Origin of the sequence: Salinicola sp. LHM, assembly GCF_034479735.1 — a bacterium.
Lineage (GTDB): Bacteria > Pseudomonadota > Gammaproteobacteria > Pseudomonadales > Halomonadaceae > Salinicola > Salinicola salarius.
The window spans coordinates 3,899,059-3,917,056 of the sequence record NZ_CP140261.1; the positions used below are offsets into that span (position 1 = coordinate 3,899,059).

General features: G+C 63.3%; 18 protein-coding genes. 7 read left to right on the plus strand and 11 right to left on the minus strand.

The annotated features are described in order from the left end of the window. Positions 1 to 3: 3 nt before the first annotated feature. The 5 genes from nuoF to R5R73_RS17780 all read right to left on the minus strand — a co-directional run bounded on the left by nuoF (position 4) and on the right by R5R73_RS17780 (position 5,085). On the minus strand, positions 4 to 1,344 hold the full coding sequence (gene nuoF, locus R5R73_RS17760; RefSeq protein ID WP_322528214.1) for an NADH-quinone oxidoreductase subunit NuoF: 1,341 nt from the start codon (positions 1,342 to 1,344) through the stop codon (positions 4 to 6). A 31-nt stretch (positions 1,345 to 1,375) separates the two neighbouring features. Continuing rightward, complete coding sequence (gene nuoE / locus R5R73_RS17765) at positions 1,376 to 1,894, minus strand: NADH-quinone oxidoreductase subunit NuoE (protein ID WP_276231762.1); 519 nt, start codon at positions 1,892 to 1,894, stop codon at positions 1,376 to 1,378. Between the two features lie 21 nt (positions 1,895 to 1,915). Next, positions 1,916 to 3,682 (minus strand): NADH-quinone oxidoreductase subunit C/D, encoded by a 1,767-nt coding sequence (nuoC, locus tag R5R73_RS17770; protein WP_322528215.1) that lies wholly within the window; start codon positions 3,680 to 3,682, stop codon positions 1,916 to 1,918. A 135-nt stretch (positions 3,683 to 3,817) separates the two neighbouring features. Continuing rightward, positions 3,818 to 4,495, minus strand: a complete 678-nt coding sequence (locus R5R73_RS17775; protein WP_071231002.1) for a NuoB/complex I 20 kDa subunit family protein — start codon at positions 4,493 to 4,495, stop codon at positions 3,818 to 3,820. 134 nt (positions 4,496 to 4,629) lie between these two features. Further along, positions 4,630 to 5,085, minus strand: coding sequence for an NADH-quinone oxidoreductase subunit A (locus R5R73_RS17780; protein WP_071231003.1), 456 nt, complete (start codon positions 5,083 to 5,085; stop codon positions 4,630 to 4,632). 273 nt (positions 5,086 to 5,358) lie between these two features. On the opposite strand from R5R73_RS17780, the gene thiD reads away from it, so the two are divergent. Together thiD and R5R73_RS17790 are read left to right on the plus strand one after the other, a co-directional pair. Continuing rightward, positions 5,359 to 6,180, plus strand: a complete 822-nt coding sequence (gene thiD, locus R5R73_RS17785) for a bifunctional hydroxymethylpyrimidine kinase/phosphomethylpyrimidine kinase (protein WP_110633841.1) — start codon at positions 5,359 to 5,361, stop codon at positions 6,178 to 6,180. Positions 6,181 to 6,327: 147 nt separating this feature from the next. Beyond that, positions 6,328 to 7,569, plus strand: a complete 1,242-nt coding sequence (locus tag R5R73_RS17790; protein ID WP_322528216.1) for a sodium:proton antiporter — start codon at positions 6,328 to 6,330, stop codon at positions 7,567 to 7,569. Positions 7,570 to 7,702: 133 nt separating this feature from the next. On the opposite strand, the gene ehuA is transcribed toward R5R73_RS17790, so the two are convergent. The 4 genes from ehuA to ehuB all read right to left on the minus strand — a co-directional run bounded on the left by ehuA (position 7,703) and on the right by ehuB (position 10,888). Then, positions 7,703 to 8,500 (minus strand): ectoine/hydroxyectoine ABC transporter ATP-binding protein EhuA, encoded by a 798-nt coding sequence (gene ehuA, locus R5R73_RS17795; protein WP_322528217.1) that lies wholly within the window; start codon positions 8,498 to 8,500, stop codon positions 7,703 to 7,705. Further along, positions 8,497 to 9,189 (minus strand): ectoine/hydroxyectoine ABC transporter permease subunit EhuD, encoded by a 693-nt coding sequence (ehuD, locus tag R5R73_RS17800; RefSeq protein ID WP_110633835.1) that lies wholly within the window; start codon positions 9,187 to 9,189, stop codon positions 8,497 to 8,499. Before ehuD ends, ehuA begins: the two co-directional genes overlap by 4 nt. 3 nt (positions 9,190 to 9,192) lie before the next feature. Further along, entirely contained in the window at positions 9,193 to 9,864 is a 672-nt protein-coding gene (gene ehuC, locus R5R73_RS17805) for an ectoine/hydroxyectoine ABC transporter permease subunit EhuC (protein ID WP_071231008.1), read from the minus strand. Positions 9,865 to 10,003: 139 nt separating this feature from the next. Further along, positions 10,004 to 10,888: an ectoine/hydroxyectoine ABC transporter substrate-binding protein EhuB gene (gene ehuB / locus R5R73_RS17810; protein ID WP_071231009.1), complete on the minus strand. Its 885-nt coding sequence runs from the start codon at positions 10,886 to 10,888 to the stop codon at positions 10,004 to 10,006. A gap of 481 nt (positions 10,889 to 11,369) precedes the next feature. Here ehuB and dtd point away from each other — a divergent pair, with 481 nt between their 5' ends. Together dtd and R5R73_RS17820 are read left to right on the plus strand one after the other, a co-directional pair. Then, positions 11,370 to 11,807: a D-aminoacyl-tRNA deacylase gene (dtd, locus tag R5R73_RS17815; protein ID WP_071231010.1), complete on the plus strand. Its 438-nt coding sequence runs from the start codon at positions 11,370 to 11,372 to the stop codon at positions 11,805 to 11,807. 99 nt (positions 11,808 to 11,906) lie between these two features. After that, positions 11,907 to 12,683, plus strand: a complete 777-nt coding sequence (locus R5R73_RS17820; protein WP_322528218.1) for an SDR family NAD(P)-dependent oxidoreductase — start codon at positions 11,907 to 11,909, stop codon at positions 12,681 to 12,683. Positions 12,684 to 12,910: 227 nt separating this feature from the next. Here R5R73_RS17820 and R5R73_RS17825 read toward each other — a convergent pair whose 3' ends face one another. After that, positions 12,911 to 14,839, minus strand: a complete 1,929-nt coding sequence (locus R5R73_RS17825; protein WP_322528219.1) for an ABC-F family ATP-binding cassette domain-containing protein — start codon at positions 14,837 to 14,839, stop codon at positions 12,911 to 12,913. Positions 14,840 to 14,906: 67 nt separating this feature from the next. Here R5R73_RS17825 and R5R73_RS17830 point away from each other — a divergent pair, with 67 nt between their 5' ends. Together R5R73_RS17830 and R5R73_RS17835 are read left to right on the plus strand one after the other, a co-directional pair. Further along, positions 14,907 to 15,434 (plus strand): TIGR02444 family protein, encoded by a 528-nt coding sequence (locus R5R73_RS17830; protein ID WP_322528220.1) that lies wholly within the window; start codon positions 14,907 to 14,909, stop codon positions 15,432 to 15,434. Positions 15,435 to 15,520: 86 nt separating this feature from the next. Then, positions 15,521 to 16,270: an FKBP-type peptidyl-prolyl cis-trans isomerase gene (locus tag R5R73_RS17835; protein WP_071231014.1), complete on the plus strand. Its 750-nt coding sequence runs from the start codon at positions 15,521 to 15,523 to the stop codon at positions 16,268 to 16,270. Positions 16,271 to 16,355: 85 nt separating this feature from the next. Here the strand turns inward: R5R73_RS17835 and R5R73_RS17840 are convergent, their stop codons facing one another. After that, entirely contained in the window at positions 16,356 to 16,892 is a 537-nt protein-coding gene (locus R5R73_RS17840) for a hypothetical protein (RefSeq protein ID WP_322528221.1), read from the minus strand. 94 nt (positions 16,893 to 16,986) lie between these two features. On the opposite strand from R5R73_RS17840, the gene R5R73_RS17845 reads away from it, so the two are divergent. Further along, positions 16,987 to 17,907: an AEC family transporter gene (locus R5R73_RS17845; protein WP_322528222.1), complete on the plus strand. Its 921-nt coding sequence runs from the start codon at positions 16,987 to 16,989 to the stop codon at positions 17,905 to 17,907. Positions 17,908 to 17,998 lie beyond the last annotated feature (91 nt).

The window sequence follows — 17,998 nt, forward strand, 5'->3', positions numbered from 1 at the left end:
CTCCTACACGCTGCCGACCGGGATCGGGTCCGCGTGCGCTTCACCCTTGGGTCGGGTGATGCCACGCTCGAACTCGTCACGGAAATAATGAATCGCGGATGCCAGCGGCATCGCCGCCCCCGGCGCGTGGGCGCAGAAGGTCTTGCCGGGCCCAAGGTCGCGGGCCATCTGCTCCAGCAGCTCGATGTCGCCGGGCTCGCCCTCGCCCGCCTCCAGCGCCCGCAGCAGCTTGACGCTCCACGGCAGGCCATCGCGGCATGGCGTACACCAGCCGCAGGACTCGCGGGCGAAGAACTCTTCGAGATTGCGGGTCAACGACACCATGCTCTGGTTGTCGGCGACGACGGTCAAAAGCCCGGTGCCCATGCGGCTGCCGGTCTTGCCGATGGTATCGAAATCGAGCGCCAGCTCGAGGTGTTCCGGCAGCAGGAAGCCGGTACTGCCCCCGCCGGGCAGCCAGCTCTTGAGCGTCAGCCCATCGCGCATGCCCCCGGCGAGCTCGAGGATCCGGTTGCCAGTGGTGCCCATCGGCAACTCCCACAGGCCAGGGGTCTTGACCTTGCCGGAAACCCCGTAGAGCTTGGTGCCGCCATCGCTGCTGAGATCGTCGGAGAGCGCCTGGAACCAGTCGGCGCCGTGATTGACGATGCCCGGCACGTTGCACAGCGTCTCGACGTTGTTGACCACCGTCGGCAGCCCCCAGGCACCGGACTGACCAGGAAACGGTGGCTTGGCCCGCGGATTGGCGCGCTTGCCTTCGAGCGAGTTGATCAGGGCAGTCTCTTCACCGCAGATATAGCGGCCGGCCCCGGTATGAAGGGCGATGTCGAAATCCCAGCCACTGCCGCGCACGTCCGCACCCAGCCAGCCGTCGGCGCGGGCCTCACGCAGGGCGCGCTGAATCGAGGCGGCGGCGCGGTGGTATTCGCCGCGCAGGAAGATGTAGCCCTGCTTCGAACGGTTGGCGAAGCCGGCCAGGATCATGCCCTCGATCAGCAGGTGGGGCTGCTGCTCCATCAGCAGGCGATCCTTGAACGTGCCCGGCTCCATCTCGTCGGCGTTGCAGACGATGTAGCCGCGCGGAACGTCCTCGCCTTTCATCGTCAGGCTCCACTTGAAGCCCGCCGAGAAGCCGGCGCCGCCGCGACCGCGCAGGTTGGCGGTCTTGACCTCTTCGGTCAGCGACTCGTAGGTGTGCTGTTCGAGCGCCTTGGTGACCGCCTCGTAGCCCTGGGTGCTGCGGTACTCGTCGAGCAGCACGGGTGACTGGTCGTCGTGCAGGCGCCAAGTCAGCGGGTGGGTCTCGGCGCGACGCTCGCTGGCGGATTGCAGAATGCGGCTCATGTCTCTGTCTCCTGCGTCGTGCGCATCAAGGTCATGAGTAGGCCTCCAGCAGTCGGGGGATCTGGTCCGGCGTCACCGGGCCATGCAGATCCTCGCCGATCAGAATCGTGGGACCACGATCGCAGGCGCCGAGACAGCACACCGGCAGCAGCGTGAAGCGTCCGTCCGCCGTGGTCTGGCCCATCTGGATGCCCAGATGCGCGACAAAGGCGTCACGCAGCTCCTCGTAATCGGTCAGGAAGCAGGAGCTGCTGTCGCAGATCAGGATGACGTGACGGCCGACCGGCTGGCGGAAGATCAGGCTGTAGAAGGTCGCCACGCCCTCGACGTCGGCGATACGGATTCCCAGCGTCTCGGCAATGGCCGGAATTGCACCGTCCGGCACGTAGCCATGACGCTTCTGCACGATCTTGAGTGCTTCGATACTCGCCGCCTGCGGATAGGGATAATGTGCCCGCTCCTCCAGAATGGCCTCGCGATCGGCAGGATCGAGCGCAAACGCATCGCTGGCGATCGTCGCGGCGATGGAACTGGCGGTTGTCTGGTTCATGTTCGTCTCCAACGGCCTCATTCAACGATCCACGTCAGCCATGACGAAATCGATACTGCCCAGATGAGCGATCAGGTCCGGCACGAAGCCGCCGCGCATCACGGCAGGAATCTGCTGGAGATGCGGGAAGCTGGGCGTACGAATACGCGTGCGATAGCTCATGGTGCTGCCGTCGCTGGTCAGGTAATAACTGTTGATGCCCTTGGTCGCCTCGATCATCTGCATCGACTCGGCGGCCGGCAGCACCGGCCCCCAGGAAACCTGCAGGAAGTGCGTGATCAGCGTCTCGATGTGCTGGAGCATCTTTTCCCGCGGCGGCGGCGTGGTCAGCGGATGATCGGCCTTGTAGTCGCCCGCCGGCATATGGTCGATGCACTGCTGAAGGATGCGCACGCTCTGACGCATCTCCTCGATACGCAGCATGCCGCGATCGAAGGCATCGCCATTGACGGCCGTCGGCACCTCGAAGTCGAAGTTCTCGTAGCCGGAGTAAGGGCGCTTCTTGCGCAGGTCGAAATCGAGCCCGGTGGCGCGCAGGTTGGGGCCGGTAACGCCCCAGTCGAGCGCCTGCTGAGTATCGAAGGCGGCGACGTGCTTGGTGCGGTCCCGCACGATGGCGTTTTCCATCATCGCCTTCTCGTATTCGGCCAGACGCTTGGGCATCCAGTTGACGAAACCCTGGACCAGCTTGTCCCAGCCATTGGGCAGGTCATGGGCGGTGCCGCCGATGCGATACCACGCCGGGTGCATGCGGAAGCCGGTAATCGCCTCGATCACCTCATAGGCTTTCTGGCGGTCGGTGAAGGTGAAGAACACCGGCGTCATCGCCCCCAGATCCTGCAGGTAGGTACCCAGGAACAGCAGGTGGCTGTTGATACGGAACATCTCGGCCATCATGACCCGGATCGTCCTGGCCCGGTCCGTTACGGTGATGCCGGCCAGCTTCTCCACCGCCAGTACGTAGGGCAGGTTGTTCATCACCCCGCCGGTGTAGTCGATGCGATCCGTGTAAGGAATGAAGCTGTGCCAGGACTGGCGCTCGGCCATCTTCTCGGCGCCACGGTGGTGATAGCCGATGTCCGGCACGCAATCGACGACCTCTTCGCCGTCGAGCTGGAGCACGATGCGGAAAGCGCCATGCGCCGAGGGGTGGTTGGGACCGAGGTTGAGGAACATGAACTCGGTCTCTTCGCCTTCGCGCTTCATGCCCCACTGGGCCGGGTCGAAGCGCAGCGCCTCCTGCTCGACCTCCTGCCCTTTCACCGTCAGCGTATAGGGGTCGAACTCGGTGGCGCGGGCGGAGTAGTCCTTGCGCAGCGGATGGCCGGTCCAGGTCGGCGGCATCATGATCCGGGTCAGGTGCGGGTGGCCGGCAAAGTCGATGCCGAACAGGTCGAACACCTCGCGCTCGTACCAGTTGGCATTGACGAAAATGTCACTGATCGAGGGCAGCGTCAGATCCCGTTCGTGCAGCGCGACCTTGATCATCAGGTCAGCGTTCCGTTCGACCGACAGCAACTGGTAGAAGACGGTGAAGTCCGCGGGCGGCAGGCCACGACGATGGGTCCGCAAGCGTTCGTCGACCGCGCTCAGGTCAAACAGCATCGAGAAGGGCCCGGTCACGCGGCGCAGATACGCGAGGACATCGCGTAGATGCTCTCGCGCCACCCAGATCACCGGCATGCCGGTCAGGGTATCCTGCGGGGTAAAGGCGGCTTCCCCGAAATGTTGCGCCAGTTCGGCCACGACGTCGGCCGAGCCGGCGGCATGGGAAGCGCTGGAAGTCATCGTGCTCTCGTTTTGAAAAGCGCCGTTTTGAGAATCATCGGCTGCAGTCATGGCTGGCGGCCCCCGGTGCGAAAATCAATGGTCGAGAACGACCACAAGAATCAATGGCAAGGACGATCGATACGGTCGACCGCCCTAGATGCCATCCGGGGTGCGCAGCTCCTTGACCGCAATACGACGATCGCGGTGCTTTTCACGCTGAGACGGCATTTCGGCGCGATAGACACCCTGATCCCCGACCACCCATGAAAGCGGACGCCGCTCTTCCTGGATGGAATCCTGCAGCAGCTGAAGGCCTTGCAGGAACGCTTCCGGACGCGGTGGACAACCGGGCACGTAGACGTCCACCGGCAGGAACTTGTCGACGCCCTGAACGACGGAATAGATATCGTACATGCCGCCGGAATTGGCACACGAACCCATCGAGATCACCCATTTGGGCTCGAGCATCTGGTCGTAGAGCTGCTGGATGACGGGCGCCATCTTGATGAAGCAGGTACCGGCGATGACCATGAAGTCGGCCTGGCGCGGGGAGGCACGAATCACTTCCGCCCCGAAACGGGCAACGTCATGAGGCGCGGTAAACGCCGTGGTCATTTCCACGTAGCAGCAGGAAAGGCCGAAGTTGTAGGGCCACAATGAATTCTTGCGCCCCCAGTTCACTGCCGAATGAAGCACGTCCTCGAGCTTGCCCATGAACACGTTGCGATGAACCTGCTGCTTCATCGGATCGTCGACAAGCTCGCGTTGGCCGAGAGGATAACGATCAGCCGCGGAATCGCCTCCCTCCGCACGGGTCAGGGTGTACTGCATAGTGAGCCTCAACAAACCAGATAGAAAAACGGTCGAGGAAGCACTGGTCAGTCACGGAGGCCAGACTTCCATCATTATCTTTTTGGCGATCGCCATCGCGATCCCATATGCCGGAGGCGAAGCGCCCTTTTCCTTCAGCGTGCATGGCGGTCGACGCCCGGCACGGCGGCCAGCTCACGCGCTCTCGACGCGTCTTCGCGTCCTCGCTTGCGTGGCGCCCAGTCGAGAGCGCCGACGCGGGCGTCATATACCAGACCGGCCAGTAGAATGAGGATGAATACTGCTGCTGCCAGAAACCCTGTCCAGCCCACTTCACGCACGGAGACGGCCCAACCGAACAGGTAGACGGCTTCGATGTCGAAGATGACGAACAGCATCGCAACGAGGTAGAACTTGACCGAGAACCGTTGGCGCGCCGAGCCGGTGCCAACGATGCCGGATTCGAAAGGGAGGGATTTACTGCGTCCTTGGCTGCGGCCACCCAGCAGGCTGGCAGCGCCGATCATCAATCCACAGAGCCCAACGACGGCCACCACGAACAACCCGGTAGCCCAGTAGTTGGCAATCCATGCTGACACCGGATCGGACATGCCTTCCCTCGCAGACGTTATGAAACCTGAGGTAGTAAACTGAGAACCGAAACTGACAGGTTCGTAAGTTTACGATTTTACACGATGGCAACGTAGTAACAAGTCTGCTAATTAGTCCTATTGCAGCTTGTAGCCAAATCTGGCGGGCTTATCGAGGATCACCCTACCCTGCGAAAATTACTGCCCCGTGAAATGACTTTGCCATTAGCCATTAGGCAATGGCGGTAACTTGTCTTAGGCTAGACGCTTTCCCGTCGCTTGCAATATCCGCCCATGGTTTCTCGCTCGATTCCCAACGCCCTGACGATCGCCGGCTCCGACCCTTCCGGCGGCGCTGGCCTGCAGGCCGACATCAAGACGTTTTCGGCGCTCGGCGTGTACGCCACCAACGTAATCACGGCAGTGATCGCGCAGAACACGCGTGGCGTGGCAGCCGTCGAGCCGGTATCGGTGACGCTGATTCGCACCCAGTTGGACAACCTGCTCGACGACGTCGAGATCGACGCGGTCAAGATCGGCATGGTCGCCAGCCGCGAGGTAGCGGGAACGATTGCCGAAGCGCTGACGCGACGCCGGCCGCGCTGGATCGTGCTCGATCCGGTAATGATCGCCAAGAGCGGCGACCGCCTGGTAGACGACGAAGGGCTACGCGCCGTGCGGGATATTCTGGTCCCCCTGGCCGACGTGATCACCCCCAACCTGCCGGAAGCCGCCGCGCTGCTCGGCACCGAGACACCCCGCACCCTCGCCGGCATGGAGTCGATGGTCGGCGATCTCGCCGCGCTGGGAGCACCCTATGGCCTGCTGAAAGGCGGTCATCTGCCGCTGGAAAGCTGCCCTGACCTGTTGTGGATGCCGAATGACAAACGCTGGCTGGATGCGCCACGCCTGCCGACACGCAACCTCCATGGGGCCGGTTGTGCCCTCTCATCGGCGATTGCCGCCAGCCTTGCCCACCTGCCACCCGAGAAGGCCGATGTCGCCGGCGCCATCGAAGCGGCCAAGCAATGGCTGCATCAGGCCTTGATAGCCAGCGAGCGCCTCGATGTCGGACAGGGCAAAGGGCCACCGCACCATTTCCATGCCTGGTGGTGATCTGCATTAAACGCGAGCTTTCGCCATCTCCTGCGGCAGTCGTGAACTTGTCGTTTGTGGTCCATAGTATGTGACTGCTTCACCATCTGCCGGGAAGGATCCCGGCTCTCGCATAGTGAGATGGAGAGATAGGGAGATCGAGTCTGGATGGACCCCCATATCATTGTTCTGGGTGGCCTGGGTACATTGATACTGCTGGTCGCCTGGGTGCCGACGTTGACACCGAAACTGCCGCTGTCGCTGCCGATCATCTGCATCGGTATCGGGTTCGCCCTGTTTTCGCAGCTCGGCGCGGAGGAATTGCAGCCCACGGCACACGTCAGGACGCTCGAGATACTCACGGAACTGACAGTGATCATTTCGCTGGCCGGCGCCGGGCTGAAGATCGACGACCCGCTGAAATGGCGCCATTGGACGGACACGCAGCGTCTTCTGGGCATCACCATGCCGCTGACCATTGGCGGCATTGCCGCGCTGGGCGCCTACTACCTGGGCCTGCCGTGGGAGACCGCGCTGCTGATCGGCGCCGTGATCGCACCGACCGACCCGGTGCTGGCCGCCGATGTTCAGGTCGGCCCGCCGAGCTCCGGGCCCGGCGACAAGGTGCGCGCCAGCCTGACCTCGGAAGCCGGCCTCAACGACGGCCTGGCGTTTCCGTTCACCTATCTGGCGATTGCCGTGGCCATCAACGGCACCTCGCCCGGCGCGTGGACGTGGGACTGGTTCACCATGGATGTATTGTGGCGGATCACGGCAGGCGTCGCGGCAGGCTGGTTCTTTGGCTGGCTGCTGGGGCTGCTGATGTTTCGATCGGGTCGAATGTCTCTCGCCAGCACCGGACAGGGCTTCGTCGCCCTGGGCGGCACTTTCGTCACCTATGCCGGCGCAGAAGCGATCCACGGCTACGGCTTCATCGCCGTGTTCGTCGGCGCGCTGGCCCTGCGCAGTACCCAGGAGGAAGCCCACGACTATCACGTGCGCCTGCACGATTTCACCGAAGAGATCGAACGGCTGCTGATGATGTTCCTGCTGGTGCTGTTCGGCGGCAGCCTGGCCGGGCCGCTGCTCGATGGCCTGACCTGGCCAATGGCGGTGGCAGGGCTGGTGATCCTGTTCGTCATCCGGCCATTGGCCGGCATGATCGGGCTGATCGGTTCCAAGATGAAACCGAGGGAAAAGGCGGTGGTCAGCCTGTTCGGGATCCGTGGCGTCGGCTCGTTCTACTATCTCGCCTACGCCAGCAGCAAGGCGGAATTCGGCGAGCTCGACAGCGCATGGACGCTGGTCAGCTTCCTGGTACTGGCCTCCATCCTCTTCCACGGCATGACCGCCGGGTCGATCATGCTCTGGCTGGACCGGCGCCGGGAGGCAGCACGGCAACGCTCGTAGCTCGTAGCTCGTAGCTCGTAGCTCGTAGCTCGTAGCTCGTAGCTCGTGGCTCGTGGCTCGTGGCTCGTGGCTCGTGGCTCGTGGCTCGTGGCTCGTGGCTCGTGGCTCGTGGCTCGTGGCTCGTGGCTCGTGTTCAATCGTCCGGATCGAGGACTGCCTTGAGAAACGCCTTGGTCCGTTCCTCCTTCGGCGCCGTGAAGATATCCTCCGGCTTGCCCTGCTCCTTGATCCGACCCTGGTCGAAGAAGCAGATACGGTCGGAGACCTGGCGCGCGAAGTGCATCTCGTGGGTCACCAGCAGCATGGTCAGATCGTGCTCGTCCGCCAGAGTCCGAATGACGTTCAATACTTCTCCCACCAGTTCGGGATCCAGCGCCGACGTCGGCTCATCGAAGAGCATGACCTTGGGCCGCATCGCCAGCGCACGGGCAATGCCCACCCGCTGCTGCTGGCCGCCGGAGAGCTGATGGGGATACTTGTCGGTCTGATCGGCGAGCCCCACCATCTCCAGCAGTTCCAGACCCCGCTGTCGGGCTTCGGCCTTCTTGACACCCAGCACCTGCACCGGCGCTTCGGTGAGATTGCGCAGCACCGTCATGTGCGGGAACAGGTTGAACTGCTGGAAGACCATGCCCAGTTGGCTGCGCATCTGGCGTAGATGCTGCTCGCTGGCCGGAATCAACCGATCTCCCCGCCACTGGTGCCACAGCGGCTGATCGCCGACGTAGACGACACCATCGTTGATCTCTTCCAGCGTCATCAGAATGCGCAGCACTGTCGATTTGCCGGAGCCGGACGGACCGATGATGGTGACCTTCTCGCCGCGCTGGACTTCGAAGTTGAGCTCGTCGAGAACCACGTGATCGCCGAAGCGTTTGACGACCTTGTCGAACTTGATGATCGGATCGCGAGTTTTCGTGGCGTCGTTCATTTGAGAGAAAGGCCTCGCTTGGGCAAATGGGTATCCAGGTAGCGCACACCGAAGGACGCGATGATCGTCATGACCAGATAGAGGCCACCCACCATGGAAAGCGGGATCAGGTAGCCGCCGGTGCGGTCGCCGATGATCTTTGCCACACCGAGCATTTCCAGCACGGTCACGACCGACAGCACGGGCACGTCCTTCATGATCGAGACCAGGTAGTTGCCCAGTGCGGGAATGATGCGTGGAATCGCCTGTGGCAGAATGATATGGGTAAAGGTTCGCGAAGACGCCAGATTGAGCGCCCGCGCCGCTTCGCGCTGCCCCTTGGCCACGGCTTCCAGGCCCGCGCGATAGACTTCCGAAGTGTAGGCGCTGTACTGCACACCCAGCGCCAGCGCACCGGTCAGGAACGCCGGCAGCGTCAGTCCGAACTCGGGCAGGACGTAGAACAGAAAGAACAGCTGGATCAGCAGCGGCGTATCGCGGATGAATTCCGTGATCAGCTTGGCCGGCCAGCGGATGAAGCGGGTCGGCGCGCTCTTCAGCGCCGCCAGCACCAGCCCCAGGATCAGGGCGATGAAGAAGCCGACCACGGTGGCCTGCAGGGTCACTACCAGGCCATGCAGCAGAATCGGAAAGATCGAGACCGCGAAGGCCCACTGGCTGCTGGTATCCCATTCGATGCCGAAAAACATGCGTTATCTCCCCGCCGCGCGCCAGCGGCCAACGTAGCGTTCCAGCAGCTTCATGCACGCGGTCAGAACCAGTGCCATGCCGAAATACATGAACAGGACCAGGGTGTAGACGGTCACGCTGTCCTGAGTGAAATTGCGGATCTGTTCGGCGCGGAAAGCCATGTCGCCGAGCGAGATCAGCGACACCAGCGCGGTATCCTTCAGATTCTGGACCGCGAGATTGCCGAAGGTCGGCATCATCTCCGGAATCGCCTGGGGCAACGTGATGCGCCACAGCCGCTTGCGCGAGGTGAAATTGAGCGCCGTCGCCGCCTCGTACTGCTCCTTGGGCACGGCCTGCACGGCGCCACGCACGACCTCGGCACCGTAGGCACCAATGTTCAGCGCCAGCGCGACGACCCCTGCCACCACCGGCGGAAAACGCAGGTCGAGACCGATCGCCTGCCCCATGATGGGCAGCGCAAAGTAGATCCAGAACAGTTGCACCAGCAGCGAGGTGCCGCGGAAGATTTCGATGTAGGCAACGCTGATCCCCTTGAGGAGGGGATTGTGAGACAGCTTGCCGAGACCGAAGAGGAAGGCACAGATACCACCCAGAATCGTCGAGTAGACCGTGAGCTGCACGGTCACCCACGCACCCTGGGACAAGGGGGCGAGATAGCTCGTCCATTCCATCGGGGAGACTCCGCATTCGCTAACGAACGGCCCCGGCAGTACCGGCACCGTTCAAGGACGAACCGAATGCTCGCCCGAGAACCGTGGTCTCGAGCGAGCGTTCGCTGTCACATCGGGTTCAGAAGTTCGATTGCCAAACTCAAGAATCCGCGGTGCAGAGCTCTTCCGTGGTGCGGTGACTGGAGCCGTCGACATCGGCCTGACTGAAGCCGTAGCTCATCAGCGTCTCGCTCCAGTCATCGGTCTGCTTGTACTCTTTAAGCGCTTCGTTGACCGCGTCACGCAGTTCGGTGTTGTCGCTATTGAACGCGAACGCGCCCCAGCTACGTACTTCTTCACCATCGATGACCGGGTCGACGAATTCCGCTGCCGGCTCGACGTCATCGCTCTTTCCCGCCAGCTCGCTGACCGTCAGGCTGGTCGCGGCATAGGCGTCGGCGCGGCCGGTCGACACCGTGGAGATCGCATCGGCATTGCTGGCGATGGTGACCATGTTTTCCTGCGGTACGCCGAGCGCCTGCAGCATGTCGAGCTGATCCGCGCCCGCCATGATGGCGATCTTGGCATCACCCTCGACGAAGTCGCTGAACGCGTGCAGATCCTTGGGATTGCCTTCCTTGACCAGCAGCCCCTCGCCGTAGGAGGAGTTGGGCTCGGAGTAGATCACTTGCTGACAACGATCCGGCAGCACCGCCATCTCGGCCGCGGCGATATCGAAACGGTCCGCCTGCAAGCCGGGAATCAGCGAACTGAAGTTGGTGGTGACCCATTCGATATCGTCGACGCCCATCTCGTTCATGATGTGGCGGATGACATCGGGGCCGGCACCTTTGGCCTCGCCGCTCATGTCCATGTAGCCATAGGGAATTTCGTTGGCTACCGCGATCCGGACCGAGCCGGAGTCCTTGATCTCCTGGAGAGACGCGGCCTGCGCGACGCCCACGGCCAGGCAGGAAAGGACGGAACCGGCAATCAGTGTCGTGACGCCTTTATTGATAACGCCTTTATTAATGTTGTGTCGCATCGTTCAAATCTCCGTCTGCAAGGTTCGGATCCGCAGCGGCGGATCACGATTAACTCAAGTTTTCGGTGACGGGCGCATTTATCATTTTCATCTCGCCCAGCTTGGCGTGGCCTTGCCAAATTGTCATGATTCATCCTGTACAAACCAGGACAATTCGTGGCAGCTCGATCCGTCTGGATAGTAGCACCACCCAAGCGGCGGGCGTCAAAGCCTTTATTGACCCATGACAATTGCGCCCTGGCGCCGTCGAAACCCGCTATTCGCAAGGCGGTTCGGCCATCGCGACGTGAGCAGGCAGCGTGTGGCGCCGTTTCCAGCAGTCACCCAACCCTTGAGGCATGGGTAACATAAACATACGTTCTAGTACCGCCTGTTTTCAATAACGCTTTGCTTGCTACTAATCTCGATCATTTCATCGGCGCCTCAGCGTGCTAACCTTTCGCTCACCGCCCATTCCAACCGAGAGAGATGCCAAACCGCCATGCGAGCTCTGATCCAGCGAGTCAGCCGGGCCTCGGTCGACATCGACGGCGAGACCGTCGGCCGTATCGATCAAGGATTGCTGGCGCTCATCGGCATCGCCGCGGAAGACGACCGGACCAACGCCGACCGCTTGCTGCACAAGCTGCTGCACTACCGGGTGTTCGCGGATGGCGAGGGACGCATGAATTGCAACCTGCAACAGATCGAGGGCGGGTTGCTGCTGGTCTCCCAGTTCACGCTGGTGGCGTCGACCGACAAGGGCCTGCGCCCGAGTTTTTCCAGCGCCGCGCCGCCGGCCCACGGCCAGGCCATGTTCGACTATCTGGTGGAGCAGGCCCAAACGGCGTGGCCCAAAGTGGCAACCGGCCGGTTCGGCGCGGATATGCAGGTCGAGCTGATCAACGACGGGCCGGTGACTTTCATGCTGGAAACTTGAGCTGACCGACGGCTCGGGTAATAACGATGCCCGCCGGATTCGGCGGTGCATAAACAGGGAACAGCGGCCATTCGAGCCGCGATGAAAGGATTCTCGATCATGACTCACCCCCTCGCCATCATTACCGGCGGCGCCCAGGGCATCGGGCGCGCCACGGTGGAGCTCCTGCTGGACGAAGGCTGGCGTGTCGCGGCGCTGGATCGCGATCCGGAAGCGGTGGCCGAACTCGATGCCGACTACCCCGAGGCAACGCTGCTGGCCGTGGTGGTCGACGTCAGCGACGAACTGCAGGTCAAGGAAGCCTTTCAGCATCTGACGGATTGGCAGCAGGAAAACGATCAGTCCACGGGCGTGGATCTGCTGGTCAATAACGCCGGCCTCGCCGACCCGATGTGTGGCCCGATCGAGGACCTGGCGCTGGCAGACTGGAGACGATGGCAGGAGAGCCACCTGACCGGAGCCTTCCTGTGCACCCGCGCCGCCGTGCCCGGCCTGCGCCACCGTGGTGGCGCCATCGTCAACATTGCCTCCACGCGCGCCCTGCAATCGGAGCCCCACTGCGAGTCCTATGCGGCGGCCAAGGGCGGGCTGCTCTCTATGACCCACGCGCTCGCCGTCAGCCTGGGACCGGAGATTCGCGTCAATGCCATCTGCCCGGGCTGGATCGAAACCGGACCGTGGCAAAAGACTAGCCAGCGTAGCGAGCCTGAACATCGCGATATCGATCGCAACCAGCATCCGGCAGGACGCGTCGGCCAGCCCGCCGATGTCGCCGCGACGATAGCCTTTCTCGCCAGCGACAAGGCGGGGTTCATTACCGGCCAGCACATCAGCGTGGATGGAGGGATGACCAGGAAGATGATCTACGCCGATTAGCCGCGAGCCGCGAGCCGCGAGCCGCGAGCCGCGAGCCGCGAGCCGCGAGCCGCGGAATTCAGGATTCGATCACGCTGACAGTTCGCAATCCCTTTCTCGAAGCTCGAAGCTCGAAGCTCGAAGCTCGAAGCTCGAAGCTCGAAGCTCGAAGCTCGAAGCTCGTAGCTCGTAGCTCGTAGCTCGTAGCTCGTAGCCAGCACAGACGCTAGCGGCCAGCGTCGATGGCGTCAGGATTCCGCCTGCGTTAGCTCCGCCTCCAACGCCTCCAAGGCCTCTTCCGCCGCCATCCAGTCACTCTCGAGCTGCTCCACCTCGGCCTGAAGCTCGCCCTGTTCGCGAACCAGGCGCGCTAACTCGTCCTTGCGGGCGACGTCGTAGATGTCCGGATCCGCCAGCCGCGCCTCCAGGGCCGAAAGGGCAGCCTGCGCCTTGTCGAGCTTCTTTTCTGCCGCGTCGCGCTGCTTGCGCAGCGGTTTCATCTGCTCGCGACGTTCGGCGGCCGCCCGCCGCGCCGCCTTGCGATCGCCGCCATCCGCCGGCCCTTTCTCCTGGCGCGCCTCCTGCTTCAGATCGCGCCGCCGCTCCGTTTCCCGGGACTTCAGCCACTGATGGTAATCGTCGAGATCGCCATCGAAGGGTTCGACCCGCCCGTCGGCAACGCGCCAGAACGTATCGACGCTGGCCCGTAACAGGTGACGGTCGTGGGAAACGATGATCACCGCGCCTTCGTATTCCGCCAGCGCTTCGGCCAGCGCCTCGCGCATGTCCAGATCGAGGTGGTTGGTCGGCTCGTCCAGCAGCAGCAGGTTGGGCTTTTCCCAAGCTACCAGCGACAGCGCCAGACGCGCCTTCTCGCCGCCGGAGAACCGCGACACGTCGCCGAACACGTCATCGCCACGGAAGCCGAAGCCCCCGAGGAAGTTGCGAATCGCCAGATCGCTGGCCGTGGGCGAAAGCCGCTGCACGTGGGTGAATGGCGTCGCGCCGAGATCCAGATGTTCCAACTGATGCTGGGCGTAGTAGCCCACCACCAGGTTCTCGCCCGGTACGCGAGCGCCGGCGAGCGGCGGCAGATCGCCGATCAGGGTCTTGATCAGCGTCGATTTACCCGCGCCGTTGGGCCCCAGCAAGCCGATACGCTCACCGGGCAGGATCGACGCTTTCACGCCTTCGAGGATCGTGCGCTCGGAATACCCCAGCGAGGCCCGATCCAGCGATAGCAGCGGCGTCGAGGTCTTGTCGGCACACGGCAGTTGAAAGCGGAATGGCGAATCGACCCGCGCCGCGGCGATGGTCTCCATGCGCTCGAGCATCTTCAACCGGCTCTGGGCCTGGCGCGCCTTGGTCGCCTTGGCGCGGAAGCGCTCGACGAAGCTTTCGATCTCGGCCCGCCGCGCCTGCTGTTTCTCGAACGCTGCCTGCTGCTGGAGCTGACGCTCGGCACGGGCACGTTCGAAGGCACTGTAGTGGCCGCGATAGAGCATCAACTGGCCCTGGTCGATGTGCAGGATGTGATCGCAGACCGCGTCGAGGAAATCGCGATCGTGGGAGATCAGCATCAGCGTGCCGGGATAGCGCGTCAGCCACTGCTCGAGCCACAGCAGCGCATCCAGATCCAGGTGGTTGGTCGGCTCGTCGAGCAACAGGATCTCCGACGGCGTGAACAGCGTCCGGGCCAGGCCCACGCGCATCCGCCAGCCGCCGGAGAAGGCCGCCAGCGGGCGGTAGAGATCGTCCTGGGCGAATCCCAGCCCGGCGAGCAGCTGTTCGGCGCGGGCCCGGGCGGTATAGCCATCGAGCGCCTCGATCTGGCCGTGCAGCACGGCCTCGCGCTGCATGTCGCCGTTGGCCTGTGCCTCGGCCAGCGCGGTCTCCGTCTCGCGCAAGGCGGCGTCACCGTCGAGCACATACTCCACTAGCGGGCGCTCGATGGCGGAAACCTCCTGCGCCATGTGGGCGATCCGCTTGCCACCGGCGATCTCCACGCTGCCGGCATCGGCGCCGAGCTCACCGCGAATCAGGGCGAACAGGCTCGACTTGCCGGCACCGTTGGCGCCGACGATGCCGACCTTCTGCCCCTCGTGCAGCATCAGGTCGGCGCCCTCGAACAGTCGCCGGGTGCCGCGTTGCAGGGCGAGTTGGCGGAATGCGATCATGCCGGGCTCCAGGGCGCATCGAATGGGCGCTCATTCTACCAGCCATCCGCCATCGGTATGGAATGCCATGTCCGCCTCCGCCGCGACCGATTCACTCTGGTCCGATTCACTCTGGTCCTATGCCCTGGACCGCTACGCTCGCCCCAATGTGGAGGCCGAATGCCTGGCGCTGCAGGATGAACACGGCTGGGACATCTGCGAACTGCTGTGGGTCGCCTGGCTGAGCGAACGCCACCAACGCCCCGATCCCGCGGCAGCCGATGCCCTGGCCGAGGCGAGACGCTGGCAACGCGAGATGACCGTGCCGCTGCGCGAGCGCCGCCGCGCGCTAAAGGCCGAGGCGCACCGGCGACCGCAGTTGGAGCCGTTACGACAGCTGCTCAAGCAGGCCGAGCTGCAGGCCGAGCGCGAGATGCTGGCGCGCCTGGAAGCGCTCCCCACGTTTGTCGCCGAGGTGAATTCCCCGCTCGAGCAGGCACTGGTTTCCTGCCAAACATTGCGCGACATGACGGCCGACGATTACCCGCCGTTACGCCGATTGCTGGCGTGCTGGACAATCGATGCCCCGGATGCGGAACCAAAACCCACCTGTTAGAGTCACAACACGACTATCCGGCCGATGTTCGAGGCTTCTTCACACTCTGGCCAACATCGGTTTCATTCGTGACCCAAGGAGTTTGCATGAAACGTTTGGTAACCGCCGTCGCGCTCGGCAGCATCATGACGCTGCCGCTGACAGCCTTCGCCCAGGACAAGATCGACCTCGACAGCGACCAGGCGAAGCTCAGCTACAGCATCGGCGCCACGCTGGGTCAGGGTCTGTCCAAGGACATCAAGGATCTCGACGTCGACGCCTTCGCGGCGGCCATCAAGGACGTCTACGGCGACGCCGACCTGCAGATGAGCCAGGACGAGATCAGCAGCACGCTGACCCAGTATCAGCAGCAGAAGATCGCCGAGCAGAAGGCCGAGCAGAAGAAGGTCGCCGACGAGAATCGCAAGAAGAGCGAAGCCTTCCTGGCCGAAAACGCCAAGAAAGACGGCGTCGAGACCACCGATTCCGGCTTGCAGTACAAGGTCCTGGAATCCGGTGACGGCGAATCCCCGAGCGCCGACGATACCGTTCGCGTCAACTACGAAGGCACTCTGCCGGACGGCACCGTCTTCGACAGCTCCTACAAGCGTGGCGAGCCGATCTCGTTCAAGGTCGATCAGGTCATTCCCGGCTGGCAGGAAGCGCTGAAGATGATGCACGTCGGCGATACCTGGGAAATCGCCGTTCCCTCCGACCTCGCTTACGGCCCGGCCGGCACCGGCGGCCCCATCGGCCCCAATCAGGCGCTGAAGTTCAAGGTCGAGCTGCTTGCCGTCAACCCCGACGACAGCGCTGACGACAGCAGCAGCGACGCGGGTGACGACGGCGACAGCTAAACGCCGACGGCGTGGCTTTCGTCTCGCTCGCCACGTTCACTTACCGTTTCAACCGACGCCGGCCCATCGAGGCCGGCGTCGGCGTTCAGAGGCAGCGCTTGTCGCCTCGCCCCGCCGATGGACCGCCCAGCTCCTGGCTGTCGAAGTCGAACCAGCTTCCCTTCAGGCCATGATCGCTCAGCACTACCACCTGCGCGCGCCAGGCATCCACGTGAGCGCTGCACAGCCCCAGCGTCCCCTCCCCGACGAACAAGCCACCCCCTTGCGACTGAAGCGACAGCCGTCGCGATTGCACGTTCATGTCGCGGCCGATGAACTGCACCGTCACCGATTGCGGCGCGCGACCGTGAACACGAACCTCGAACGTCAACGTGTCTTCGCCATCGCGTGTCTCCTGCAGCGCAAACGCCAATGAGGAATCGATCCCCAGGTTGGCGTGGCACCCTCCCTCCAGCAGCACGCAGCCTTGTGCCGGCGGATACCAGGTCACGTCACGGGTCGACTCGCGCAGATAGTAGTAATCGAGCAAATACCAGAGCGCGATGACGATCGTCATCAAGGTGACACCGATCAGCAGGTTGAGCATCCGCGGTCTGGTGGTTTCCTCTTCGTAGGCAGCCATGGACTTTCGAAGACTCCAAGCGTTGGGTATTAATCGATAAACTGGCCGGCACCGGCGCCCCGAACCTCATCGAAGCGCTCGACAAGGATGACACATGAGCGACATCGCTAACGCCCTTGGCCCGCTATTTCTATTGATTCTACTCGGTGCCGCATTGGGTTGGGCACGTTTCCCGGGCGGCGATTTCTGGCCCCGACTCGAGCGCTTCATCTATTACCTGCTGTTCCCGGCCATGCTGGTGGCGACGCTGGCGACCGCCGACGTCCGCCAGGTCCCGGTGCTTCGGCTCGGCGTGACGCTGCTCGGCACCATGACACTGCTGGGCCTGGGTCTCTGGCTGGCGCGACATCGCCTGGCGCTGGCGCCACCCGCCTTCACCTCGACCTTTCAGGGCGTGGTGCGCTTCAACACCTATGTCGGCGTCGCCGGCGCCACGGCGCTGCATGGCGCGGCCGGCACCACGGTGGCGGCCGTGGCAGTCGCGCTAATGGTGCCGACCGCCAATATCCTCTGTGTGCTGGCCTTCATCGCCTCCGGCACGCTGGGTAGCGCCAGCCTGCGTCGCAGCGCCGTGGCGTTGCTGCGCAACCCGCTGATTCTCGCCTGTCTATTGGGTATCGCGCTGAATCTCGGCGGTATCGGCCTGCCCGGCTGGAGCTTCGAGGCCATCGAACTGCTCGGCGATGCGGCCCTGCCGCTGGGGCTGGTCGCCGTCGGCGTGGCATTGCGCCCGCAGGCACTGTGGCACAGCGGCAAGGCGTTCTGGCTGTCGAGCGCACTCAAGCTGCTCGTCACCCCGTTGATCGTATTGACGCTGGCCTGGATGGTCGGCCTTCACGGCGCGGACCGTGACATCGCGCTGCTGTTCGCCGCGCTGCCGACCGCCACATCGGCGTATATCCTGGCCCGCCAGCTGGGCGGTGACGCAGAACTGATGGCCGCCGTGATTACCGGTCAGACGCTGCTGGCGATGGCGACATTGCCGCTGCTCTTGAACGCTTTTGGCGTGAACTGAGCACACGGATTCGGAATGCGCCGACTGCCCCAAATAAAAAAGATTCTCGTTACGCTTGCAACGATGAATGAGAATGATTAACCTTTACATC